The sequence below is a fragment of the Arthrobacter sp. THG-b23 genome (assembly GCF_059091265.1).
Map to the genome: position 1 here is coordinate 550944 of NZ_JBNHGM010000001.1, position 22567 is coordinate 573510.

Consider the following 22567-nt stretch of genomic DNA (forward strand, 5'->3'; position numbering starts at 1 on the left):
CACTTCCGTGTCGAGAAGCGTTTCTTACAGGACCGAGTGAGTTACGACGGCGGTGTAGGTGTCTGCAAGCGCGTCGGCGGGGACGGTAAGGGAGAGGGCGGCGTTCCAGACTGCGGCGTTGTTACCGTTCACAGCAGTGGTGGTCTGGACGTTCCTGGCCTGGGACAGATCCGACTGCGTACCGGAGGCGGTAACGGTCGCGGTTCCGTTCACAGTTGCATTCGACGCAGAATAGCTTGCATTCGCAGCCGAGATGACGTTGTCCGGAGTGTCGCCGACGAAATTAGTTGAGGCTACAGAGGCTACCCAACCGGCCGTGCCGGCGCGTTCGTCCGTGACCTGGATACCGGCCAACTCGACGGTAGCTGTGGTCCCCGGCTTGATGGCGCCGAAGGCTGTTGAGCCAGGGGCGGCGCTAACGGAGATGGTGCCGGAGGGAACTTCAGCGGTTGCGGTGGTGGTGTCTGCAGCCGAGGCGGGCAGGGCAACGGAACCAATCAGGGCTGCGGATCCGGCGATGACGAACGAGAGGCGAGTTGCTAAACGCACAAGAGTACTTTCTTTAGGGTTGATGTGATACTGCCGAGGCGCTGTGGCCGAGTGTCGGCTCTTAGAAGTTATCGCCCGGACCAGCCTGGAAAAGGGTTCCTGCAGCGATCCTGCGGGAAGCCTTTCGAAGTGCCTTCAATGCTGGCCAAAACCTGTGTCGACTGCGGCAATCAGGCTTTGCATGCCCCTGAAAACAGAACCTGCTTCCGCCTGCACTTCGGGAATGGCATCGTGCTAGATGCTTTCAGTTGCGGAATAGTTCACCGGCATCTATCCCGCGGCATCATCGCGTAGGTGGAGCGCGGGTTTCGGAGTATCGCCAACCAGTCGGCACCGAGGCTGACGACGGCAATCGTGGAACCATTGATGGTTCCCGCATGTTTGAGGGGTCTGCACTTCGGGTTCTTCGGCTCTTTGCAGGGCTGGCTGCCCTTTCGTTGAGCCTGACTCGGCCTAGGCTTCAGAGGGGAATCGATTAACCGGAAGGAGTAGAGAGATCCCTCCTTCTGCAGAGACCTAGACGCCCTCTGACATCGGCCTCGTTCAACTAGTTAAAAGGAGGAGATGCAGATGAGTGATCCGGGTACGGCCGTTGTCATCGAAGATGACGTTGATATCCGCAACCCTGTGCGACACCCCCCCAGCGATGCCGAACCTGCTAACGCGCCTGGAAGTCGAGGCGCTCCGCCGCTGTATCGCATGCCCGGTCTGTGCACCCTCCTTGCATCACCCCTACAAGCGCCCCGGTGTCCGCGGTTGGACGACCCTGAAGGCTGGCAGCCTCAAGAGCCATCATTTCGGGACGAGTTTCAGCATCGAGGACGGCACGCAACTGGGCGTCCGGGTCAGGATCGCCACCGTGGAGACCGTCGATGGACTCGACTTCACCGCAAAGTTTGACGGCAGGGACACTTCTATCACCGACCCGGTCGCTCTAGTCAGGTACAGGACCAAGACCAGGACGTATCAGCCCAAGTCGGCGTCCGTCGCCTTGTTGATCGCCTTTGTCGTCGAGGGCGTAGCTGATGATATGGCATGCGATGAGCGGGATGCACTCGCCACCACGACGGGCATGACTACACCTCTCCGCGAGGCAGAAGACCGTGTCCGACAAGGAGCGCGATGCGCCGTTCGATCTCGTCAGGCAGAGTCTTCATGGCGGCGACACCCACCAATGCCTCAGACAGCCCTGCTGCCGTCATTGCGTCGCCCCTGTTGAGCCGCTTAGGAATTTGATGCAAGTTCCCGCCGATGTGGGCGACTTGGTTCCGGATCGCCCCCTAGCTCGTAGCCGAGTCGGTCGGAGATCGCTAACGGGTTCCAGCCAGCCGAGGCGATGCCGCCACGCTCGATCACGAGTGCTTGCGCTTCAACCTCGGCGACGCCCGGCATGTCAATGATGAGCAGGCGTAAGGCTTGAGACCACTCCGAGGTCGCGACCGCTGGAGTCAGCCAAAGCTCGCCGTACGCCGCCCGGGAACGCTTTCCCATCGGCGCTGTCGTGCCTGCCGCACGTGGCCCGTTCGATTTGGTTCGCAGTGACGGTGTCAGGCGGAAATTTCCAGGGGAAGATCACCCATCGAGCCGCCGTCGGGCGTGGAGCCAGCGTCATGACGGGGAAGGGCAAGGTAGCTATACCTCCGGTCTAGACTCCGTTCCAGCTGCGGGATTCTGCGGTATAACTCCGGGCCACCAAACGCTCTGGTGCGCCGATAAATAGGCCTTGACCGCGGGCAAATTCGCTCGTTTCCGACGCGTTCGAACGCAACAGCTCCTACCCCGGGACACTACAACGGCCGCCGACGGCGGCCGTTGACCTGCCGTAGGAAAGGCGCCCGGCCGCCGTCGTGCTTGAATAACAGGCTTCCCTGAAGCATGCGGTGACGCCCCTCACCAAATTTGTCGTTTGTGAACTGGGGGGTTTACAGTCAGAAACGCCGCAGGGTGGAGCAGTTCGGCAGCTCGCCGGGCTCATAACCCGGAGGTCGTAGGTTCAAATCCTACCCCCGCAACTACTAGTGGGACCCTTGCCTGTTTCAGGCCGGGGTCCCACTTTTTTGGCCTACTCCCCTGCCGGAGCGCAGCCCGGAACCAGCCGGCAGCGCCCGAAGATGGACCCGATGGAGTACGGGCAGCAGCCCGGCCGCCGACATCGATGGCAGCAGCACCGCATGGCGGAGCCGCGCCGCGGGTTTGTCCCGGAAAGCGGCGTCCAGGCGGGGGCGGGGAGACGGAGTCGGGGACCGGAAAAATTGCTCCCCGCAGGTGGGCACGGACAGGCTTGGGAGGTCTACGCTGTTCACCGCCACGGTTTTTTGGGCGACGTGCCGCTGACGAGAGCGGCAGGCGCCGCCCGCGAGAGAAGGAGAATCCGATGGCTAACGCCGAAGACGACAGCATCTCGAACAATGAGGCGCTGAAGCCACTCGTCGAACGCAGTCGCTTCGGCGTGGCGGAACGGCGCAAACCCGCCGACGCCGATTCCGAGGCCAAGCGCCCGCCCATATCCAGCACGGAACTGAGCAAGGGGCCCGCCGAACTCACCGAGAACCGCGGCCCCCGGGTCAACTGGCGGGTCTTCATCATCTCGTCGGCGATCGTCCTGGCCTTCTCCATCTGGGCCATCATCGCCCCGGGCAACGCGGCCGGCACGATGCACACCATGGTCGGCTGGATCGCCACCAATCTGGGCTGGTTCTACGTCCTGACCGTCACCCTGGTCATTCTTTTCGTCCTGTGGGTGGCCCTCTCCAAGGAAGGCAGCGTCAGGCTCGGCCCCGACCATTCACGCCCCCAGTACAACCTGTTCACCTGGGTCGCTATGCTCTTCGCCGCCGGCGTGGGCATCGACATGCTCTTCTACTCCGTCACCGGCCCGATCACGCAATACATAAACCCTCCCACCGCCGCACCCGAATCGGCGGAAGCCGCGCAGGACGCCGTCGTGTGGACCATGTTCCACTACGGCGTGGCCGGCTGGTCGATGTATGCCCTTCTCGGCATGGCGATGGGGTATTTCGCCTACCGGTGGGGAATGCCGCTGTCCATCAGGGCCGCGCTCTACCCGCTGCTGGGTAAGCGGGTGCGCGGCGCGACCGGCGACGTGATCGACATTTTCGCCTTGGTGGGCACCGTCTTCGGCGTAGCCACGTCGATGGGCATCGGCGTCGTCCTGCTCAACGTCGGCTTCAGCTGGTTGTTCGGCCTGCCGGAGGGGCTGGCCCTCCAGATTGCCCTCGTGCTCGTCGCCGTCGTCATGACCGTAGCGGCCTGTACCTCCGGCGTGGACAAGGGGATCCGGTGGATTTCCGAACTGAACCTCTGGGCTGCCGGAGCGATGATGCTCTACATCCTGGTCACGGGCAAGACCTCGTTCCTGCTGAACGCGATGGTCGAGAACATCGGCCGTTTCATCTTCTCCCTGCCGGAGCGCACCCTGCAGACCCTGGCCTACGAGGAGGACGGTTCGGCGTGGATGGCCGGCTGGACCCTTTTCTTCTGGGCCTTCTGGCTGGCCTGGGGCCCGTTCGTCGGCCTTTTCCTGGCGCGGATCTCGCGCGGCCGGACCCTGCGGGAATTCGTCATCGCGGCCATCACCGCTCCGGTCCTCTGCGACTTCTTCATCGTCTCGATCTTCGGCAACAGCGCCATGAGCGAGGTGCTCGCCGGGAATACCGAATTCGCGCAGGAGGCCATCAACAGCCCCGAGCACGGATGGTATGCGCTGCTGGAAATGTTCCCGGGCGCGCCGTTCCTGATCGGTCTGGCCACCCTCTCGGGCCTGCTGTTCTACCTCACCAGCGCCAATTCCGGTGCGATGGTGATGTCGAACTTCTCCTCCATGATTCCCGATCCGGCGATGGACGGGGCCAAGTGGCTGCGCATCTTTTGGGCCCTGGTCACGGCGTTCCTCACGGTGGCCATGCTGGTGGCCGGCGGCGTCACGACCATGGAATACGCCACCCTGATCTTTGCGTTGCCGGTGACCGTCATCGCGTATCTGGTAATGGCTTCCTTCTCGAAGGTGCTCAGGATGGAACGGGCCGAGCGCGAGGGGCAGGTGCTGCGACGGCGCACTGCTGCCGCCCATGGCGGGCAGATACCGGAGAAGACCTGGCGGCAACGCCTGGCGCGGCTGCGGTCCTACCCGTCGAACAAGGCCGTGGCACAGTTCGCCGAGCGGGTCGTGCAGCCGGCGCTGCAGGACGTCGCCAAGGAATTCACCGAACTCGGCTACGAGGCGGAAATGACGACGACGCCGAACCCGAAGACCGGCATCGACGAGCACACCCTCATGGTGTACATGGAGGACCACCGCAACTTCCATTACCAGGTGGCCGCGGTCGAGGCCCCTGTGCCGACATTCGGCGGCCGCAGCATGCCCCGCGAGATCGACACGTACTATCGGCTCGAGGTGTTCACCCAGACCGGCAGCGAGGGCTATGACCTCATGGGTCTGACCCAGCAACAGGTCATCAACGATGTCCTCGACCGGTACGAGGCGCACCTGGCGTTCCTCAAGTACTCCAGCGAACACGCCTACGCCTCGGTGCTCACCCCCGTGGTCCCGCCGACGACGGAGTCGATTCCGCATGTGCCCAAGAAGGCCGACGACGTCGAGAGGCTCGACGAGTCCTAAAACCGCGGGACGGCGTCTCGGCGGGCTGACTGTTCCGAGACGCCCCGGCCGAGCCGCCGGCCCCGTTCCGATACAGTCGTCCCATGGGCACCGACGACATTTCCTTCCATACCCGCAAGTGGGTTCGCCCCGAAGATCTCAACGCCAACGGCACCCTTTTTGGTGGCAGCTTGCTGCGGTGGATCGACGAACAGGCGGCCATCTACGCCATCGTCCAACTGGGCAACGGCAAGGCAGTGACCAAGTACATGTCGGAGATCAACTTCGTCAGCTCGGCCCGCCAGGGCGATCTGATCGAGATGGGCCTGAAAGCCACGCATTTCGGCCGGACGTCCCTGACCATGCGGGCGGAGGTGCGGAACATGTTCACCCGCCAGTCGATCCTGACCATCGACAAGATCGTGTTCGTGAACCTGGGCGAGGACGGCAAGCCCGCACCGCACGGCTACACCGAGATCACCTACAGCCGCGACAGGGTCCCCCGGCAACATCTGGATCCCTCGGCGGTCCCGGACTAGCGGGCAGACCTCCCGCCGGCGGCGACGAGGGTGCCGGGAAGCGGCGCCGAAACAGGCGGCGTGCCGGATCCGAGGACCCGGCCCGCCGCCGTCGTTGTTGGCGGGAGGTTACTCCGTCGCCGCCAGCTGGCCGCAGGCGCCGTCGATCTCCTTGCCGCGGGTGTCGCGCAGCGTGGTGGGGACGCCGGCGTCGTTGAGCCGGGCCACGAACTCGCGGGTGACGTCCGGGTCGGACGAGGTCCAGATGGAACCCGGGGTGGGGTTCAGCGGGATGGGGTTGACGTGCACCCAGCCGCGGCCGCGCTTGTTAAGCTTCTTGGCCAGCAGGTCGGCCCGCCACGCGTGGTCGTTCATGTCCTTGATCAGCGCGTACTCGATGGAGACGCGCCGGCCGGTGCGCTGGTAGTAGCCGTAGGCGGCGTCGAGCGCCTCGTCGACCTTCCACCGGGAGTTCACCGGGATCAGCTCGTCGCGCAGCTCGTCGTCCGGGGCGTGCAGGCTGAGCGCGAACGTGAAGGGGAGGTTTTCATCCGCCAGTTTGTTGATCGCCGGCACCAGGCCCACGGTGGAGACAGTGATGCCGCGGGCGCTCATGCCCAGGCCCTCGGGCGCCTCGTCCACCATGCGGTGCACGGCATTCATCACGCGCTTGTAGTTGGCCAGCGGCTCACCCATGCCCATGAAGACGATGTTGGTGACCCGACCCGCGTCGTGGCCGGCGTCCTTGCGCTTGCCGCCGAGGCCGCCCTCGGCGATGACCCGGTTCGCCTGGACGATCTGGTCCAGAATCTCCGCGGTGGACATGTTGCGGGTCAGGCCGGCCTGGCCGGTGGCGCAGAACGGGCAGTTCATGCCGCAGCCGCACTGGCTGGAAACGCAAAGCGTGACCCGGCCCGGGTAGCGCATCAGCACCGATTCGACCAGCGAGCCGTCGAAGAGCCGCCACAGGAACTTGATCGTGTCGCCGTTGTCCGTGGTCAGGCGCTTGACCTCGGTGAGGAGGGTGGGGAAAAACGCCTCCGCCAGTTCCGCGCGCCGCTCCTTGGGCAGGTCGCTCATGCGCTCGGGGTCGGTGGTGTAGTGCTGGAAGTAATGCGTGGACAGCTGCTTGGCGCGGAACGCCGGCAGGCCCAGCTCCTTCATCTTTTCCTGCCGCTCGGCCAGCGTCATGTCGGCAAGGTGGACCGGCGGCTGCGTGACCCGCGGGGACTTGAACTGCAGCAGCGGCCGGCCCTCGCTGGTGACGGCCTGGTTCCAGCCCTCGGCGGCGGGACGCACCTGGGGCCGGTCGGAAGTTTTTTGGGGGGAAGAAATCTGCGAAGACATTGCCACCCATTGTCTCACAGGCACGATATAGTTCTCCCTTCGCCGCCGCCGGCTGCCCGGACCGCCGCTGCAGCCGGCTGCGGTGGTCGCTGCCCCAACCGCCGCGGTGTGCTTATTCTGGTCCAATGCGGATATGGAGCCTGCACCCCCGGCTGCTCGACCGCAGGGGCCTGGTGGCCTGCTGGCGGGAGGCCTTGCTGGCGCAGAAGGTTCTCGCGGGCGAAACCAAGGGCTACCGCAACCACCCGCAGCTGCAGCGTTTCCGTGCCGCGGAGGATCCGATGGCGGCCATCGGCGCTTATCTGGAGGGGCTGGCAGCCGAGGCAACGGCCCGCGGATATGGCTTCAACACCGGCCTAATCCGGTGCCCGGGAACCTCGGCCGCCGGCGCTGCCGCACGGGAACGACAGCCCCTCCTGCCGGTCCATTCGGAACAGCTCAGCTTCGAACTGAGGCATTTGATCGCCAAGATCACGGTCCGGGATCCGGACCACGCCGTGGTCCTGAACCGTGGGCTGGAGCAGCAAAACCCGGGCTGGGTCCCCGACCCGCATCCGCTGTTCACCATGGTCGAGGGACCGGTGGAGGATTGGGAACGGCCGGCGTGACCGCTTCCGGCTCGCCGGCGTAACCCGTTCCGGCGCAAGCGTGGGCTGTCCGGCGGCTAGCGGCTCCTTGAGAGCGCCTGGGCCCAAGCGTGAGCGGCCCGCGACCTAGGCGTTCCGGCCGTGGCTCTCCTGGAAGCGGACAATGCGCTCGATGGCCGAGGCCACGGCGTCCGCGCCGGCGGCAAAGGACAGCCGGACGGAGCGGGTGCCGTGGACGGCGTCGAAGTCGGCGCCGGGGACCAGGGCCACGCCCTCTTCCTCCAACAGCGCCCGGCAGTAATCGGCCGAATCGGCGAAGCCGTTCAGCTGTTGTCCGAGGTCGGCGTACAGGTAGAAGGCCCCGTCTGCCGGTGCCGCATTCCCCCACCGGAGCCGGCCCAGGTTCTGCAGCAACACCGCACGCACCTCGGCGAAGGCGGCCACCGCCGCATCCGCCTCCGTGTAGGAGTCCGCGCTGAACGCCGCCAGTGCCGCCAGCTGGGCCGGCGCCGGCGGGCACAGCGCCACGTTTCCGGCGAGCGCCTCGAAGGCCGGCGCCAGATCGCCGGGCATCAGCGCCCAGCCGAGCCGCCACCCCGTCATTCCCCAGTACTTGGAGAAGGAAGAGACAACGACGCCGGTGCGGTCCAGTTCCCAAGCGCAGGTTCCGCGGGAATCCGGTTCCGTGGGGTCGGCCGGATACGTGATGCCGTGGTAGATTTCGTCGCTGATGAGGCGGACCCCCTGCCCGGCGCACCAGGCCGTGAGCGCGGCGAGCTCGCCCCGCGACACCATGGTGCCGGTGGGGTTGGCCGGCGACGCCAGCACGAGGCCAGCCAACGGCCCGTGGTCCGACTCCGCTGCGGCCAGCAGTTCCGGCGTCGGCTGGTAGCGGACCTCGGGACCGCAGTCGATCTCCACTACCTCGCAACCGAGCGCCCGCAGAATGTTCCGGTAGGCCGGATAGCCGGGCCGTGCCAGCGCCACGCGGTCCCCCGGGTTGAAGGCGCTCAGGAACGCCAGCACGAAGGCTCCGGATGAACCCGTGGTCACGGCCACTTCTTCCGGGGCCACGTCCAGCCCGTACCAGCGTCCGTAATGACCGGCAATCGCTGTCCGCAGCTCCTGGACGCCCAGCGCGCTGGTGTAGGTCAGCGGCTGGCCGGAGGCATGGATCTCCGCGGCCCTCGCGGACACTGCACGCGGGGCGCCGCCCGACGGTTCCCCCGCGCACAACGAAATAACGTCCCGGCCGGCAGCGCGCATCTGCGCCACCCGGTCCAGGATGCTCATCACTTGGAACGGCGGAACCTGGGCACGGCCGGCCACCTGCAGTTCGTTCACGATCCCGGAATCAGCCGGCGGTCTTGGCGATGTACACGTCGCAGGCCGCCTTGTGGGTGACCGAACTGGCCACGCTGCCGAGCACCCGGCCGAGCCCCTGCATGCCCACGTTCCCGACCACGATCAGGCGGGCGTTGACGCGTTCCGCCTCTTCCACCAACGCGTCCTGGGGCTTGCCGAGCACCGCCGTGAAACTGGTCCGCAGGCCCTCCGCACCCAGTTCCGCTGCGACGTCCCTGGCTACCTTTTCGGCCCTTTCGGACTCGTGGATGTACCACTTGTCGTTTCCGATCGCCACTACTTCCGTCGCATCGGATTCGTGGGCCGTGACTACCCGGAGCTCGGCACCCATTGATGCGGCGAGTTTCGCTGCGGTGCGCGCCGCCTTCATGGCGGTTTCGCTGCCGTCGACTCCTACGATGATGATTCCGGCCATCGGGCCACCCCTTCGAGCACGTCGTCTGGCGGCCACGTGGGCCGTTTCACACCAACTTACCCGCCCCGGGCCCGACCGGCCGGGAGCGCCGCCCGCCGTCGGCGTCAGTCCACGAACTCCGACTGGGTCTCGATGAACTCCCAATCTTCTTCCGGCAGCGTGGCCTCCTTCAGGTCGGGCCCGCCGGCCTCATAGACCGCCGCCGCCGCATCTGCGTCCACCACGTCGGCCCGCAGGTTCTCCCGGAACCACTGCTTATGCCCGGTCGAAAGCTTCAGCCACCACTGTTCAATCCGCAATTCCGCCATCTCGCGCCTCCTTCGCCTCGCCGCTACTACTTCCACCGTAGGTCTGCGGTTTCCCGCGGACAAGGGAGGCCCGCCCGCAAAGACCCCGGCCGTGGCGGCAAAACTACCTCTGCCGATAGCTCTTGGCTCGTACCGGCCGCAGTGCCACAGTGGACCTCGTCCACACTCCCGTTGCGCCCCGCCGGCCGGCGGGCCCCTCCTGGAAGGATCAGCCAATGGACCGCATGGTTTTCATCAACTTGCCCGTCAGCGACCTTATAAAGGCCACCGATTTCTACACCGGGCTGGGTTACACGCTGAACCCGGACTTCTCCTCCCCCGATGCGTCCTCGGTGGTCATTTCCGACACGATCGTGGTGATGCTGCTGACGCAGGAGCATTTCGGCAAGTTCCTCCGCGACGGCGGTATCCCGCATCTGGGCTCGAACGCCAAGGAAGTGCTGGTGGCCCTCAGCGCGGACTCCACCGAGGAGGTCGACCAGTTCCTGGCCAAGGCCGAGGCCGGCGGCGGTGCTGTCTACCGGCCCGCTGAGGCCGAGATGCCGGGCATGTACGGGGCCGCCATCACCGATCCGGACGGACACGTCTGGGAGATCATGCACATGTCACAGGAGGCGATGCAGGCAGTCGCGGAGCAGAACGCTGCGGCGGGCAACCCCGCGGAGGCCCAGTAGCTTCAGCGCGGATCGGGTTTCCCTGCCGAACCAAGCCACATTCATGGAAAGCCTCAATCCACCGCGGGGAGGCGTCGTGTGCCCCGGGTTAGATGCGCTGTGTGCCCCGAATTATCGACCGGCCGGTTCCGGGTTCACTGGCCTGCAATTATTGCCCGCGCACCTATGGGTCTGCCCGAAGTTCTGGCACAGTGAGGAGAAGCAGCCGGCGCCGGCAGCGGGGCCGGGAGCCGAACGACGCGGAGGGCCGCCATGACTGCCTCAACAACGGGCACTACCCGTCCGACCGTCCTGTTCGTGGGCGTCCGGGATGCCGGCCGCTCACAGATGGCCGCGGCCTATCTCTCCCAGCTCGCCGAGGGCGGCATCGAGGCCCGCTCGGCCGGCACCCGGCCCGGAGGACGGCTCGACGCCGCCGTCGTGGAGGTTATGGCAGAAGAAGGCATCGACCTGTCCGCGGTGCGGCCCACGGCGGTCACCCACGAGTCGGTCAACAAGGCGCAGATGGTGGTCACCCTGGGTTCCGGCGACGAATGCCCCGTGGTCCCGGGCCGGCGCTACGAAGACTGGGAAGTCGATGACCCCGCCGGCCGGGACGCCGCCGGCGTCCGTGCGGTCCGTGACGACATCAAGCACCGGGTGCAGCAATTGCTGTCCGAGTTGCAGCCCGCGCTGCACCCGGACGCGCAGTGAGCCCTCGCGAGGGGCGCCACGGGCTGGATGCGGGAGCTGCCCGTGGCCGGAATCAGGTTCCCGACGCTCCGGTGGTCGCCTCCGCATACGAGGCCGAGACCCGGCGATAGACCGGGGTCAGGAAGGCCAGCAGTGCGGCGACGATCATGATGATCCCGGCGACCAGGAACACCAGGGCGATGCCCCGGGACGTCCCCTCGCCCAGGAGCGGTGCGAGCTGGGCCGAGCCCTCAACCGACCGGGCATATGGAATGATCCAGACTTGCGCGATCGGTGCGATGAGGAACGCGGTGATCGGCGCAGCCGCGGACTCGAGCGCCATGGCGAATCCGAACACCCGGCCCTGCCGTTGAAGAGGAACCACCTGCTGGATGACCGTCTGCTCGGCGGCCTCCACCACAGGCACCAGGACCAGATACAGCCAGATCCCTGCGACGTACAGCCAGGCCCACTCGCGGAGCGTGAACACCGCACCGAGGGCCCCCATCACGATCACCGCGATGAGCATGGTGCGCAACGGATTGCGCCCAAGTCCGAACTTGCCGATCATCGCGCCGCCCACGATGAATCCCGTGGAGCCGAGCGCAAGGTACGCGCCCCACAGCTCCACGGGGAACAGTTCCAGGCCATAGGGATCCATGAGCGCCATGTAGACCCCGCCGATGAAGTTGTTGAAGGTGGAAAACAGGATCAGCGCGAACAGTCCGGCAATGGCCAGCACGGCGGCCAGGGAACCGCGCAGGTCGAAGCTGCCGTGCGCGTCCGTGGCGGCCGCGCGCACTTCCTCCGGCATGCGCAGGGTCAGCAGGTGCGCGAACGCCAGGGCTGTGAGCACCAAGGCGACGACGATCGTCGCGCCCATGCCCAGCAGCCCGACCGAGAGGCCGGAGAGCACCGAGGTGACGATGAACATGAGTCCCTGGACCATTCCCACCAGTCCGTTGGCGTTGGCCCGCCGGTCCGGCTCGATCAGGATAGTGACGGTGGTGGAGAGGGCAATGTTGCGCATGTTCTCCACCACCGCGCCGATCAGAATGATCAGGGAGAAGACCCAGAACCACGGCCGGGTGAGGTCCAGCAGCCAGGCTTGGGGGGTCAACAAAAACATGGCCCCGGACAGAAGGAACATCACCAAGGTGAAGGCGGCGGCGAAGCGCATCACGACCAGCTTGCGGTAGCGGTCCACAAAGGTGCCGAAGCTGATGCTGGAAAGCGCTATCAACAGCATGTACGCGCCGCCGATCACCCCGGTGGCGATCACGTTGCGGGTCTCCAGGTACACCCAAAACGTCAGCGCGAACCACAAGTAGCTCGTGGTGATGTTGGCCAAGGCCGTATTCACCAGGATCCCCATGAACGTGCGGTACCGCTGTGCAGGGCTGCGCAAGGTCGTGTCGACTGCGTCCGGGGTGACCAGGCTCTGACCTTCGCCGGACCCGCCCTGCACCGGAACAGCGGCCGCCCCCGGGGTGAGACCCGCAACCTCTTGTTGAGCCGGGGGCCCGGTCGGGCCCGGTTCCTGCTCGGTCATGCGTCCCAGTGTAGTGATCAGGCTTCGGCACGGACACAGTTTCACCGATCGGGAATGCCTACAACTCTGTGCTGATCTTCGGCCGGCACGGGTGCCCTAACCGGCGTGCAAATCGCCAGAGACGGCGCCGCCCGTACGGGGACGGCCTGCCGGCTCCCTGCCCGGCACGTGGCTGGTTAGCCGCAGGTGACGGTGACGCCGTCCACGAGGTGGTTGCCCGGGCCCAGGTCGCCACAGACTTCCATCATGTAGCCGATGCCGGCGATCGTGATGATCGTGAACAGAATCAACAGCACCGTTCCCACGGCGCCGATGATGATGCCGGCGAGCGCAAAGCCGTTCTTCGCATGCGCGCGCTTGGACTGCACCGTGGCGATGATGCTGACGATCAGCCCGACCACCGTCAGCGGCCCGAGCAGGGACAGGACAAAACCGATGATCCCCATGGTCCTGCCGGGAACGGGTTGTCCGGGACCGGGCTGTCCCGGGTGGCCGTAAGGCGCGTTGGGTTGCTGGTATGTCTGGCCAGCGCCCTGTTGCGGATAGGCGGGGTAGGTCCCCTGCCTGGACTGCGGCTGTTGGGAAGCCGTTGGCTCGGGATGCTCGCCGTAGCCGTTGGGAGTAGACATGAGGTTCCTCTCGTCGGTGCGTAAACGATTTATCGTTCCCCACGAACCCTAAGCCCGGCGGCCGCGGATCAGCCCCGGCTCACCAGCGTGTCGACCTGTTCCAGCAAGGCATCCATCTCGCCGTCGGCCAATTGGTATTGCTGCGCATCCGGCGAGAAGAAGGTTGCGCTGTAGTAGAGGCCGTCGCCGATCAGCTTCACGGCCTGGGCCACCGGCCGGCTGCCCAGCGCCTGCTCCAAGGCATCCAGCCACAGCTCCTGGATTCCGGCAAAGGTCCTGGCGGCGGAGGGGTGGCCCTGCTGGACCAGGCGCGCCACGGCCACGATCGCCCGATCCAGCGGCGAACCGACGAACTTGGACGTGCGCACGTAGTAGCGGGCCGCTCCTTCCGGGGCACTGAGGATCTGCTCCGCGTCTGCTGCAGTCAGTGCGGACAGCCGCTCGCACAGGGCCTCGACCATGGCCTCCTTGGACGGAAAGTGGTACAGCAGCCCGCCCTTGGACACCCCGGCCGCCGCCGCGACGGCATCCATGGTGGCGGCTCGTTCGCCCTCTTTGATCAGGATGTCCTCGAAGTTATCGAGGATCCGGTCTCTCGCACTGGCCATCCATCCATCCTAGGACTACGCTCTCCGGCCGAAACGCCACCCCTTTTGCAGGTAAACCGTCCAGACGGTACAGTAACTCCTGCGTCCCCCGATTTCCGAAGGATCCACCATGCTCACCGTTACCCAGCGCGCCGGGCGCAAAGAATGGACCGCCCTGGCCGTCTTGATGCTTCCGGTCCTGCTGGTCGCCGTCGACAACACCGTGCTCAGCTTCGCGCTGCCCGCGATTTCCCTGGCCTTCAGCACCAGCGGCACCACCCTCCTGTGGATCATCGACATCTATCCGCTGGTACTCGCCGGCCTGCTGGTGGCAATGGGCAGCCTGGGCGACCGGTTCGGCAGGCGCCGGATGCTGATGATCGGCGCGGCCGGATTTGCCGCACTCTCCGCACTCGCCGCGTTCTCCCCCAGCGCCGAACTGCTGGTTGCCGCACGCGCCGGCCTGGGCGTCTTCGGCGCCATGCTGATGCCGGCCACCCTGTCCCTGATCCGGAACATCTTCACGGACCGGACGCAGCGGCGCTTGGCGATCGCCATCTGGGCCGCCGGGTTCTCCGCCGGCGCTGCGCTCGGCCCGCTGCTGGGCGGCCTGCTGCTGGAGCACTTCTGGTGGGGTTCGGTCTTCCTGCTCGCCGTGCCCATGCTGCTGCCGATGCTGGTGCTGACGCCGGCGTATGTGCCGGAGTCGCGCGACCCCGAGCCCGGGCCGGTCGATGCGGCCAGCATCCTGCTCTCGGTCGCAGCGCTGCTCCCTGTTGTTTACGCCATCAAGCAGCTGGCCGGCGGCGGGAATCCGGGCGTCGCAGCGGTAACGTTCGCCCTCGGCATCGCGGCCGGCTGGCTGTTCGTCCGCCGCCAGCTGCGCCGTGCGAATCCAATGCTGGATGTCCGGCTGTTCCGCCACCGCCCGTTCACTGGCGCCGTGCTGGTCAACCTGTTGGCCGTTTTCTCCCTGGTCGGCTTCCTGTACTTCGTGTCCCAGCATCTCCAATTGGTCCTCGGGCTCAGCCCGCTGCGGGCCGGCCTGGTGCTGCTGCCAGGTTTGGCGGTCACCATTGCGGCCGGGTTGCTCGCGGTGCCGCTGGTCCGCCGGATCGCGCCGCACCGGGTGGTGGCACTTGCGCTGTTGCTGTCGGCGGCGGCGTACGCGCTGGCGGCTTCGACCCCGGACGCGTCGGCGGTGACCCTGATGACGGCATTCGCGCTGCTCGGCGCGGGAGTCGGCGCTTCCGAGACGCTCTCCAACGACCTCATCCTCTCCAGCGTCCCGGCGGCCAAGGCGGGGGCCGCTTCCGCCGTGTCGGAGACGGCCTACGAAGTCGGCTCCGTCTTCGGGACCGCCGTGCTCGGCAGCATTCTGGTCGGCGCCTACCGGCGGAACATCGCCCTGCCCGCCGGGCTGACCGCGGAACAGCAACAAGCTGCCGGCGAGACTCTCGGCGGCGCCATCACCGTTGCCGGACAGTTGCCGGAACGCACCGGGACCGCCCTGCTCGATTCCGCAGTCCATGCCTTCGACAGCGGCGTGACCGTCACCGCCGGACTGGCCGCAGTCCTCATGGTGGCTGCAGCGTGGCTCGCCTTCCGGACGCTGCGCATCCCGCAGCACCAGTGAGCCGGAGCGCCGCGTGTCACATATCCTTGCGTCATACCCCTAGGGGGTATAGATTGGCTCTGTAGTCCACCGATCGAGGAAGCCATGAGCCACACAGCACTGCCCGCGGAAACCGAAGCCGTCACCTCCCCCGCCGACGAGCACATCGGCCACGCCTACACGTCGGACAAGGAAGCGTACCTGCGCCGGCTCAAGCGCGTCGAGGGCCAGGTCCGCGGCATCGCCCGCATGGTGGAGGACGACAAGTACTGCATCGACATCCTCACCCAGGTCGCCGCCGTCAACAAGGCCCTGCACGCGGTGAGCGTGGGCCTGCTCGAAGACCACATCGGACACTGCGTCGTCGGCGCCGCCAAGGAATCCGAACTCAGCGGCGACCCGCAGATCGTCCACGACAAAGTCCGGGAAGCATCGGACGCCATCGGCCGGCTGCTGCGCTAACCTTTCCGCCCCCGAATACCCCAACCCCCAGGAGACAAACATGAGCATCACCACCATCAGCATCGACGGCATGACCTGCGGCCACTGCGTGGACGCCGTTACTGAAGAACTGCAGGCCCTCGACGGCGTCCGGGACGTCAGCATCGAACTCAACAAGGGCGGAATCTCCACGGCGACGGTCGATTCCGAGGCGGATCTTGACCCGGCCCAGATTGGCGAGGCCGTCGCCGAAGCCGGGTACACCGTCGTCGCGCAGAACGCGTAGGGCCAGACCAACTTCCGCGAGTACGACGACGGCGCCCTCCCGCCGACGTCCGCCCCCCTTCGTGCCCCGGCAGACGCGCCGCCCCCGCACCGTCCCACGCAGAATCGAGATAACCAACCGATGGCCTCCCATCCCGGCACCATGGATCCTGTAGCTGAGCCGAACCCGACCAGAACTGTAGAACTGGCGATCGAGGGCATGACGTGCGCCTCCTGCGTGAACCGGGTGGAACGCAAGCTCGGCAAGATCGATGGCGTCCAGGCCAGCGTCAACCTGCCCTTGGAGTCCGCCGTCGTGAGCGTCCCGGACGGCGTCACCGACCAGCAGTTGGTGGATACGGTGAATGCCACCGGTTACAAGGCCCGGGTGAAGCAGCAACCGCATTCCGGGCCCGCAGCACGGCACGGGGATGGCGGGCACGGGCACGGCGGGAACCCGGAGGCGGACCACCACTCCGGCCCGATCCAAGACCGGCACGACCACCCCGGGCACGGCGAAGACGGCGAGCACGCCGATCACGTGGATGGTGAGGACCACATGGCCCATGGCGGAACCGCCGGCCAGCTGCGTCCGCGCCTCTGGACGGCCGCCGTCCTGACCTTGCCGATCTTCATCATGTCGATGATTCCCGGGGCCCAGTTCCCGCACTGGGGCTGGGTGGCCTTTGCCCTGAGCATTCCCGTGGTGTTCTGGTCGGCCTGGCCGTTCCACCGCGCCGCCGCGGTCAATGCCCGGCACCTGGCCTCCACCATGGACACCCTGGTGTCCATCGGCGTGCTGGCCGCCTTCTTCTTCTCCGCCTGGCAACTGGCGATGGATCCGATGATGACCCAACACGTGCACGGCGACATGACGGAGCACGCGTTGTACTTTGAGACCGCCGCCGTTGTGGTCACCTTCCTGCTGCTGGGCCGCTATCTGGAAGCCAACGCCAAGCAGAAGGCCGGCGACGCGCTGAAGTCGCTGCTGAACCTGGGCGCGAAGGAAGCCACCGTCCTGCGCGACGGCACCGAAGTGAAGGTACCGGCCGCCGGGCTGGTGCCCGGGGACATCATGGTGGTCCGTCCGGGTGAGAAGATCCCCACCGACGGCTACGTGGTCGACGGCCACTCGGCCATCGACGCGTCCCTGCTCACCGGCGAATCCGTGCCGGTTGAGGTGGATGTGGACGACGCGGTTATCGGCGCGACCATTAACACCTCCGGCCGGCTGCTGGTCCGCGCCACCCGGGTCGGATCGGACACCACGCTGGCCCAGATGGGCCGCCTGGTCAGCCAGGCGCAGGCCGGCAAGGCACCGGTTGCCCGGCTCGCGGACCGGATCAGTTCCGTGTTCGTGCCCATCGTGCTGGTCATCGCCGTCGCGACGTTCATCCTGTGGATGACCTTCAGCGGTGACCTGCGCTCCGCCTTCACGGCCGCCGTCACCGTGTTGGTCATCGCCTGCCCGTGCGCCCTGGGACTGGCAACGCCCACCGCGCTGCTCACCGGCACCGGCCGGGCCTCCCAGCTGGGCATCCTGATCAAGGGGCCGCAGATCCTCGAGGACACCCGGCACGTGGACACCATCGTGCTGGACAAGACCGGCACCGTGACCACCGGGCAGCAGGCGGTGGAGGGCGTGCTGGCCCTGGCGGACCGCAGTGAAGACGAGGTCCTGCTGCTGGCCGGCGCCGTCGAGGCCGGCTCCGAGCACCCGATCGCCCTGGCCATCGTTGAAGCAGCCCGCAAGGTGGCGGCGCGCACCGCCACGCCGTCCGGCGCGACCGCCGGCAAGGACGCCGCGCTGCCAGCCCTCTCCGATTTCCACAGCACGGCAGGCGGCGGCGTCCGCGGCACCATCATCGACCGCGACGGCCGCGGCAGCACCGTCGTCGTGGGCCGCAACAACTGGATGGACGAGAACGGCATCGTCCTCGCCGACACCCACCGCGAGGCCCTGCTGGAGCAGCAGCAGGCCGGATCCACGGCGGTCTGGGTCGCCGTCGACGGCGCCATCGCCGGAATCGTCAGCCTCCAGGACACCATGAAGGAGAACTCGGCGGCCGCCATCGCACGGTTTAAGGACCTCGGCCTGCACCCCATCCTGCTCACCGGCGACAACGCCGCGGTGGCCGCCGAGGTCGCCGCCGAGGTCGGCATCGCCCCCGGGGACGTCTTCGCCGATGTGCTCCCCGAGGAGAAGGTGGCCGCGATCAAGCGGCTGCAGGACGAGGGCAAGACGGTCGCCATGGTGGGCGACGGCGTGAACGACGCCGCCGCGCTGGCCCAGGCCGACCTGGGCATCGCCATGGGCGCCGGCACCGACGTGGCCATCGAGGCCGCGGACCTGACCGTGATGGGCAGCGACCTCGGCCAGGTGGTGCAGTCCATCGAGCTCAGCCGCCGGACGCTCTCCACCATCAAGTCGAACCTGTTCTGGGCCTTCGCCTACAACACGCTCGGGATCCCGGTGGCCGCGCTCGGGCTGCTCAACCCGATGATCGCCGGCGCCGCGATGGCCGCCAGCTCCGTGCTGGTGGTGGCCAACTCCCTGCGGCTGCGCCGCTTCGGGCGGTAGCGGGCGCCGGGCCTAGACGGTGGCCCCGTAGCGGACGGCGGCGCGGGCCCGGGCCTTCGCGGCTTCTTCCTCACGGTTCTTCGGGGGCGCAGCGGTCACCAGATCGTCGAGCAGGTGGGCGGTGATGTGCGCGATCTCGTGCACGGCCTGGTTGAATGCTTCCTCGTTGGCCTTGGACGGCTTGTTGCTGCCGCTGACCTTGCGCACGTACTGCAGCGCCGCCGCCTCGATTTCGGCATTCGTCGCGGCGGGTTCGAAGTTGTGGAGCTGGCGGATATTCCGGCACATGTCGGGCCTCCGGTTCGGATCGTGGATGCTGGCTGGTTCCAGTTTGCTCCCCCGCCGCGGCATCGCACCACCCCCGCACACAACGGCCGCGGGGGCCCCACACCCTCCCACGCACGACGGCGGGGCCCGGCACAGTGCCGGGCCCCGCCGTCGTTCCGGGGTTGTCAACCAAACTGCGGCCGGTTAGTGCTTGCCCACCGGTTCCCGCTCCCCGACCGCTTCGCCTTCCGGGGCGACCGAGGCCAGCACCGGCTTGCCCAGCATGGAAATCACCACGGCGCCGATCAGCATCGGGATGATGAACAGGAAGTACAGGTCGGTAGGCTTCCAACCGCCGTCCATCAGTGCGCCGGCAATGATCGGCGAGGCGATCGCACCCACGCGGCCCATGCCGATGACCAGGCCCAGCGCGGTGCCGCGCACGTCCGAGGTGTAGTACGTGGGGCTGATGGCCAGCATGCCGGCAATCGGGGCGTTGGAGCCGAAGCCGACCAGCGCCGCGGCAAACAGCGCGCCGGCCAGCGACCCGGTGGAGAGCGAGAACGCACCGAAGGTCAGGCCGCCGATCACGAAGAACACCGCGAGGACCTTGCGCATCGGGAAGCGGGCACCGAAGACGCCCAGCACCACGGCGCCGATGATCGCGCCGACGCTGAAGAGCACGCCGGCGGTGATGCCGTCCTGCTGGCTGAAGCCGCTGGCGGTGACCAGCTTGGGGGTCCAGGAGTTGGCGAAGTAGAAACTGGCCATCAGGATGAAGTAGGCCAGCGAAATCAGGATGGTGCGGCGCGCATTGACCCCGGTGAGCACGTCGGCAAAGCGGGACTTCTTCTTGGCCGGGGCCGCCGGCAGGGCCGGCAGTTCTTCCACGACCGGCTGGCCGATCCGGCGCAGCACCTTGTTGACGCGCTGCAGGGCATTCTCCGGGCGGCGGACCAGCAGGAAGTCGACGGACTCGGGGACCGCTTTCAGGATGAACGGGATCATGACCACGGTGATGACGGCGCCGAACAGGAAGGCGGAGCGCCAGCCGAACGCGGTGATCAGGGCGCCGGTGGCCATGCCGCCGAGCACACCGCCGATGGGCTGCCCGATGCTGACCAGGGCCAGCGCGGTGGAGCGGCGCTTGGCGTTGGAGAATTCGGAGGCCAATACGTTGGCCGTGGCCTGCAGGGTGCCCACCGCCAGGCCCGTGATGAAGCGCAGCACCACCAGCACGGCGTATCCGGGCGCAAACGCCGAGACAAGCATGCCCAAGGCGACGACGGCCGCACCGATCACCAGGGTTTTTTGGCGGCCGATGATGTCGGCGACGCTGGAGACGAAGATGGAGCCGATCGCCATGCCGATCAGCGCCGAGCTCAGGAGCACGCCCAGCTGGCTGCCGGTCAGGCCCCAGTCCTCCATCACGGCATTGGCACTGAACGCCATCACCAGGACATCGAAACCGTCGATCATGTAGAGCGCCATGCAGATGGCGATGACGCCAACCTGCGTGCGCTTCATGGGGGCCGCCTCGATGCGGGCTCTGATATCCATAGCGGGCCTAACTTGTTGCTGGTGCAGCCGCTCGGGAGCGGCTGCCGACTGAACGACCGGTAAGTTTGGTTGAGCAATCAACTCTATGACCCGCGCGACCCGCCCCTGTGCCACAGGCCATAGATATGTGAGCAAGCTCTCGTGGCGGGTGTTACAGCACCGGCCGGACTGGATCGCTCCCGGCGAAAGGAGCACAGTGAGTGGTGAGGGGAGTCACACTCGGCCCGGTAGCCCGCACTGAACAGGAAACCATCATGAAAACTGCAGTCCTCGGAACCGGCAGAGCCGGCCGAACCATCGCAGCACGCCTCGCCGAGCTCGGCCACACCGTCAGCATCGGAACCCGCGATCCCGAAACTACACTGTCCAGGACCGGGACTGACGCCATGGGCACCCCGCCCTTCGCCGCCTGGGCTGCCGACAACCCCGGCATCGGCGTCGCCCGCTTCGCCGACGCCGCGGCCGGCGCCGAGCTTATCGTCAACGCAACCAACGGCGGCGCCTCCCTGGACGCCCTGGCTCAGGCCGGGGCCGAAAACCTCGACGGCAAGGTCATACTCGACATCGCCAACCCCTTGGACCCCAGCAGCGGGATGCCCCCGACCCTCTTCGTCAAGGACACTGATTCCCTCGGCGAGCAGATACAGCGCGCCTTCCCGACCGCGCGCGTCGTGAAGTCGCTGAACACGCTCACCGCCGACCTCCAGGCCCGCCCCGCACTGCTCTCCGACTCCGGAACGGTCTTCGTTTCCGGCAACGACGCCGATGCCAAGATCACGGTCACCGAGCTACTGAAGGATTTCGGCCATCGGGATGTCATCGACCTCGGCGACATCACTACCGCCCGTGGTGCCGAAATGATCCTGCCCATCTGGCTCCGCCTCTGGGGCGCGCTCGGCACGCCCCAGTTCAACTTCAAGATCGTCCGCTAGCCCTCTGGAGATGCTTCCGCTTTAACGCCGGCTTGGGGCCGCGCAATTCGTCGGCGCGGACCAGCACCACGCCCGTCACGATCAACACGCCGCCAACCAGTTGGATGGCCGCGGGCAGCTCGCCCAGCAGCAGCCAGGCCCAGATGACGGCGAAGAGCACTTCGGTCAGCGAGACGAAGGAAGCCACCTTGGTGCCCAGCGCCCTGGCCGCCATGATGCCGGTGACATAGGACAGCACGGTGGACAGCAGCACCAGTCCAACCAGCGGCACCCACCACTGGGTCTGCCAGCCGGCCAGCTCAACGCCGGCCGTGCTGAAGGCCATCGGCAAGATCTGCACCGCGCCCAGGGCGACGATGGCGGCACCGCCCACCAGCAGGCCGCCGGCGGCCAGCACCAGCGGCGGCAGCGAGTCGTTCTGCTTGGCGGTGATGAAGAAGTAGACCACCAGGCACACGGCGGCACCGAGCCCCCACAGCACGCCGGCAACGTCCAGCTTGACCGGCCCGAAGACGTCGAGGACGAGCATGAGGCCGGCCATGGCCAGCACGGTACCGGCGATGGTCGCTGGCCGCGGCAACCGGCGGCTGGTCAGCCAGAGCCACAGCACGATCAGCACGGGCGCCAGGAACTCCAGCAGAAGCGCCACCCCCACGGAGAGGGTTGCAACGGCATTGAAGTAGAAAAGCTGGCAGCCGGCCACGCCGATCAGCCCGAACAACACGATGGTCTTCCAGTTTTGCCGCAGCTGGCCCCACCGGCCGCGCAGCAGGAAGGCGGCCGGCAGGAACAGCACCAGCGCCGCGCACACCATCCGCACCGCCACCGCAGATCCAGGCGTCCAGCCGGCCTCAAGCAGCGACTTGGCGAAGGGCCCCGAGAGTCCGAAGATCGCCGAGGAGGCCAAGGCGATGCCGACGCCGGCCACGGCGGAACCCGGGTGCGGCGGGGCTGTCTGGGTGCGCTGTTCGGCGGCGGTGGTGGCCATGACGGATCCTTGGGGAAGTGCGGGTTCGCTCCCGGCGCAGAACGGGTCTGTCAGGAGTCATGAGAGGTATACTCCTGACAATAACGCTGCCACTGTTC

Annotated in this window: 21 protein-coding genes and 1 tRNA gene; 11 read left to right on the forward strand and 11 right to left on the reverse strand. The window is 66.9% G+C overall.

The features are described 5' to 3' along the window. Positions 1-24: 24 nt before the first annotated feature. A complete protein-coding gene (locus AC5RVD_RS02695) occupies positions 25-549 on the reverse strand; it encodes a WxL domain-containing protein (protein WP_494125868.1) in 525 nt (174 codons plus the stop codon). A gap of 1938 nt (positions 550-2487) precedes the next feature. Here AC5RVD_RS02695 and AC5RVD_RS02700 point away from each other — a divergent pair. From AC5RVD_RS02700 to AC5RVD_RS02710, 3 genes are all read left to right on the forward strand, one after another. After that, positions 2488-2561: transfer RNA gene (locus AC5RVD_RS02700), tRNA-Met, on the forward strand. A gap of 362 nt (positions 2562-2923) precedes the next feature. Beyond that, positions 2924-5188, forward strand: coding sequence for a choline BCCT transporter BetT (gene betT, locus AC5RVD_RS02705; RefSeq protein ID WP_494125869.1), 2265 nt, complete (start codon positions 2924-2926; stop codon positions 5186-5188). Between the two features lie 83 nt (positions 5189-5271). Beyond that, a complete protein-coding gene (locus AC5RVD_RS02710) occupies positions 5272-5706 on the forward strand; it encodes an acyl-CoA thioesterase (protein ID WP_493989900.1) in 435 nt (144 codons plus the stop codon). A 108-nt stretch (positions 5707-5814) separates the two neighbouring features. On the opposite strand, the gene rlmN is transcribed toward AC5RVD_RS02710, so the two are convergent. Beyond that, a complete protein-coding gene (gene rlmN, locus AC5RVD_RS02715) occupies positions 5815-7032 on the reverse strand; it encodes a dual-specificity RNA methyltransferase RlmN (RefSeq protein ID WP_494121436.1) in 1218 nt (405 codons plus the stop codon). Between the two features lie 125 nt (positions 7033-7157). Between rlmN and AC5RVD_RS02720 the strand changes: the two genes are divergently transcribed. After that, positions 7158-7640 carry a pyrimidine dimer DNA glycosylase/endonuclease V gene (locus tag AC5RVD_RS02720; RefSeq protein ID WP_494125870.1) on the forward strand — a complete coding sequence of 161 codons (483 nt, stop codon included), beginning with the start codon at positions 7158-7160 and terminating at the stop codon, positions 7638-7640. A 105-nt stretch (positions 7641-7745) separates the two neighbouring features. Here the strand turns inward: AC5RVD_RS02720 and AC5RVD_RS02725 are convergent, their stop codons facing one another. From AC5RVD_RS02725 to AC5RVD_RS02735, 3 genes are all read right to left on the reverse strand, one after another. Then, on the reverse strand, positions 7746-8912 hold the full coding sequence (locus AC5RVD_RS02725; RefSeq protein WP_494126058.1) for an aminotransferase class I/II-fold pyridoxal phosphate-dependent enzyme: 1167 nt from the start codon (positions 8910-8912) through the stop codon (positions 7746-7748). A 61-nt stretch (positions 8913-8973) separates the two neighbouring features. Further along, positions 8974-9399 carry a universal stress protein gene (locus AC5RVD_RS02730; RefSeq protein WP_494112311.1) on the reverse strand — a complete coding sequence of 142 codons (426 nt, stop codon included), beginning with the start codon at positions 9397-9399 and terminating at the stop codon, positions 8974-8976. Positions 9400-9503: 104 nt separating this feature from the next. Continuing rightward, positions 9504-9707, reverse strand: a complete 204-nt coding sequence (locus tag AC5RVD_RS02735; protein ID WP_494112310.1) for a hypothetical protein — start codon at positions 9705-9707, stop codon at positions 9504-9506. A gap of 215 nt (positions 9708-9922) precedes the next feature. Here AC5RVD_RS02735 and AC5RVD_RS02740 point away from each other — a divergent pair, with 215 nt between their 5' ends. Together AC5RVD_RS02740 and AC5RVD_RS02745 are read left to right on the forward strand one after the other, a co-directional pair. After that, positions 9923-10381: a VOC family protein gene (locus AC5RVD_RS02740; RefSeq protein ID WP_494125871.1), complete on the forward strand. Its 459-nt coding sequence runs from the start codon at positions 9923-9925 to the stop codon at positions 10379-10381. A 252-nt stretch (positions 10382-10633) separates the two neighbouring features. Then, complete coding sequence (locus AC5RVD_RS02745) at positions 10634-11074, forward strand: arsenate-mycothiol transferase ArsC (protein WP_494121438.1); 441 nt, start codon at positions 10634-10636, stop codon at positions 11072-11074. A gap of 52 nt (positions 11075-11126) precedes the next feature. On the opposite strand, the gene AC5RVD_RS02750 is transcribed toward AC5RVD_RS02745, so the two are convergent. The 3 genes from AC5RVD_RS02750 to AC5RVD_RS02760 all read right to left on the reverse strand — a co-directional run bounded on the left by AC5RVD_RS02750 (position 11127) and on the right by AC5RVD_RS02760 (position 13842). After that, on the reverse strand, positions 11127-12428 hold the full coding sequence (locus AC5RVD_RS02750; RefSeq protein WP_494126059.1) for an MFS transporter: 1302 nt from the start codon (positions 12426-12428) through the stop codon (positions 11127-11129). Between the two features lie 353 nt (positions 12429-12781). After that, positions 12782-13234 (reverse strand): DUF4190 domain-containing protein, encoded by a 453-nt coding sequence (locus tag AC5RVD_RS02755; protein ID WP_494125872.1) that lies wholly within the window; start codon positions 13232-13234, stop codon positions 12782-12784. Between the two features lie 68 nt (positions 13235-13302). Beyond that, a complete protein-coding gene (locus tag AC5RVD_RS02760) occupies positions 13303-13842 on the reverse strand; it encodes a TetR/AcrR family transcriptional regulator (protein WP_494112306.1) in 540 nt (179 codons plus the stop codon). 109 nt (positions 13843-13951) lie between these two features. Here AC5RVD_RS02760 and AC5RVD_RS02765 point away from each other — a divergent pair, with 109 nt between their 5' ends. The 4 genes from AC5RVD_RS02765 to AC5RVD_RS02780 all read left to right on the forward strand — a co-directional run bounded on the left by AC5RVD_RS02765 (position 13952) and on the right by AC5RVD_RS02780 (position 18722). Continuing rightward, complete coding sequence (locus AC5RVD_RS02765) at positions 13952-15457, forward strand: MFS transporter (protein WP_494125873.1); 1506 nt, start codon at positions 13952-13954, stop codon at positions 15455-15457. 84 nt (positions 15458-15541) lie between these two features. Beyond that, complete coding sequence (locus tag AC5RVD_RS02770) at positions 15542-15898, forward strand: metal-sensitive transcriptional regulator (RefSeq protein ID WP_494125874.1); 357 nt, start codon at positions 15542-15544, stop codon at positions 15896-15898. A 40-nt stretch (positions 15899-15938) separates the two neighbouring features. Beyond that, positions 15939-16163: a heavy-metal-associated domain-containing protein gene (locus tag AC5RVD_RS02775; RefSeq protein WP_494112303.1), complete on the forward strand. Its 225-nt coding sequence runs from the start codon at positions 15939-15941 to the stop codon at positions 16161-16163. Positions 16164-16283: 120 nt separating this feature from the next. After that, positions 16284-18722 carry a heavy metal translocating P-type ATPase gene (locus AC5RVD_RS02780; RefSeq protein ID WP_494125875.1) on the forward strand — a complete coding sequence of 813 codons (2439 nt, stop codon included), beginning with the start codon at positions 16284-16286 and terminating at the stop codon, positions 18720-18722. A 12-nt stretch (positions 18723-18734) separates the two neighbouring features. Here the strand turns inward: AC5RVD_RS02780 and AC5RVD_RS02785 are convergent, their stop codons facing one another. Continuing rightward, the gene (locus AC5RVD_RS02785; protein ID WP_493989913.1) at positions 18735-19010 is read right to left on the reverse strand and encodes a DUF2277 domain-containing protein; all 276 of its coding nucleotides are present in this window, start codon (positions 19008-19010) and stop codon (positions 18735-18737) included. A 183-nt stretch (positions 19011-19193) separates the two neighbouring features. After that, positions 19194-20516, reverse strand: coding sequence for an MFS transporter (locus AC5RVD_RS02790; protein WP_494112301.1), 1323 nt, complete (start codon positions 20514-20516; stop codon positions 19194-19196). Positions 20517-20803: 287 nt separating this feature from the next. Here AC5RVD_RS02790 and AC5RVD_RS02795 point away from each other — a divergent pair, with 287 nt between their 5' ends. Continuing rightward, on the forward strand, positions 20804-21481 hold the full coding sequence (locus AC5RVD_RS02795) for an NADPH-dependent F420 reductase (protein WP_494125876.1): 678 nt from the start codon (positions 20804-20806) through the stop codon (positions 21479-21481). Here AC5RVD_RS02795 and AC5RVD_RS02800 read toward each other — a convergent pair. Further along, complete coding sequence (locus tag AC5RVD_RS02800; RefSeq protein ID WP_494112299.1) at positions 21465-22469, reverse strand: EamA family transporter; 1005 nt, start codon at positions 22467-22469, stop codon at positions 21465-21467. The two genes, AC5RVD_RS02795 and AC5RVD_RS02800, sit on opposite strands and share 17 nt — an antisense overlap. Between the last annotated feature and the right edge of the window lie 98 nt (positions 22470-22567).

Excerpts from the sequence above, each read along its gene's own strand:
- AC5RVD_RS02760 (WP_494112306.1), bottom strand. The coding sequence starts at position 13,842 with ATGGCCAGTGCGAGAGACCGGATCCTCGATAACTTCGAGGACATCCTG.
- AC5RVD_RS02745 (WP_494121438.1), top strand. The coding sequence starts at position 10,634 with ATGACTGCCTCAACAACGGGCACTACCCGTCCGACCGTCCTGTTCGTG.
- AC5RVD_RS02735 (WP_494112310.1), bottom strand. The coding sequence starts at position 9,707 with ATGGCGGAATTGCGGATTGAACAGTGGTGGCTGAAGCTTTCGACCGGG.
- AC5RVD_RS02755 (WP_494125872.1), bottom strand. The coding sequence starts at position 13,234 with ATGTCTACTCCCAACGGCTACGGCGAGCATCCCGAGCCAACGGCTTCC.
- AC5RVD_RS02770 (WP_494125874.1), top strand. The coding sequence starts at position 15,542 with ATGAGCCACACAGCACTGCCCGCGGAAACCGAAGCCGTCACCTCCCCC.
- AC5RVD_RS02795 (WP_494125876.1), top strand. The coding sequence starts at position 20,804 with ATGAAAACTGCAGTCCTCGGAACCGGCAGAGCCGGCCGAACCATCGCA.
- AC5RVD_RS02790 (WP_494112301.1), bottom strand. The coding sequence starts at position 20,516 with ATGAAGCGCACGCAGGTTGGCGTCATCGCCATCTGCATGGCGCTCTAC.
- AC5RVD_RS02730 (WP_494112311.1), bottom strand. The coding sequence starts at position 9,399 with ATGGCCGGAATCATCATCGTAGGAGTCGACGGCAGCGAAACCGCCATG.
- AC5RVD_RS02780 (WP_494125875.1), top strand. The coding sequence starts at position 16,284 with ATGGCCTCCCATCCCGGCACCATGGATCCTGTAGCTGAGCCGAACCCG.
- AC5RVD_RS02750 (WP_494126059.1), bottom strand. The coding sequence starts at position 12,428 with ATGGGGATCCTGGTGAATACGGCCTTGGCCAACATCACCACGAGCTAC.
- betT (WP_494125869.1), top strand. The coding sequence starts at position 2,924 with ATGGCTAACGCCGAAGACGACAGCATCTCGAACAATGAGGCGCTGAAG.
- rlmN (WP_494121436.1), bottom strand. The coding sequence starts at position 7,032 with ATGTCTTCGCAGATTTCTTCCCCCCAAAAAACTTCCGACCGGCCCCAG.
- AC5RVD_RS02725 (WP_494126058.1), bottom strand. The coding sequence starts at position 8,912 with ATGAGCATCCTGGACCGGGTGGCGCAGATGCGCGCTGCCGGCCGGGAC.
- AC5RVD_RS02740 (WP_494125871.1), top strand. The coding sequence starts at position 9,923 with ATGGACCGCATGGTTTTCATCAACTTGCCCGTCAGCGACCTTATAAAG.
- AC5RVD_RS02720 (WP_494125870.1), top strand. The coding sequence starts at position 7,158 with ATGCGGATATGGAGCCTGCACCCCCGGCTGCTCGACCGCAGGGGCCTG.
- AC5RVD_RS02800 (WP_494112299.1), bottom strand. The coding sequence starts at position 22,469 with ATGGCCACCACCGCCGCCGAACAGCGCACCCAGACAGCCCCGCCGCAC.
- AC5RVD_RS02765 (WP_494125873.1), top strand. The coding sequence starts at position 13,952 with ATGCTCACCGTTACCCAGCGCGCCGGGCGCAAAGAATGGACCGCCCTG.
- AC5RVD_RS02775 (WP_494112303.1), top strand. The coding sequence starts at position 15,939 with ATGAGCATCACCACCATCAGCATCGACGGCATGACCTGCGGCCACTGC.
- AC5RVD_RS02785 (WP_493989913.1), bottom strand. The coding sequence starts at position 19,010 with ATGTGCCGGAATATCCGCCAGCTCCACAACTTCGAACCCGCCGCGACG.
- AC5RVD_RS02710 (WP_493989900.1), top strand. The coding sequence starts at position 5,272 with ATGGGCACCGACGACATTTCCTTCCATACCCGCAAGTGGGTTCGCCCC.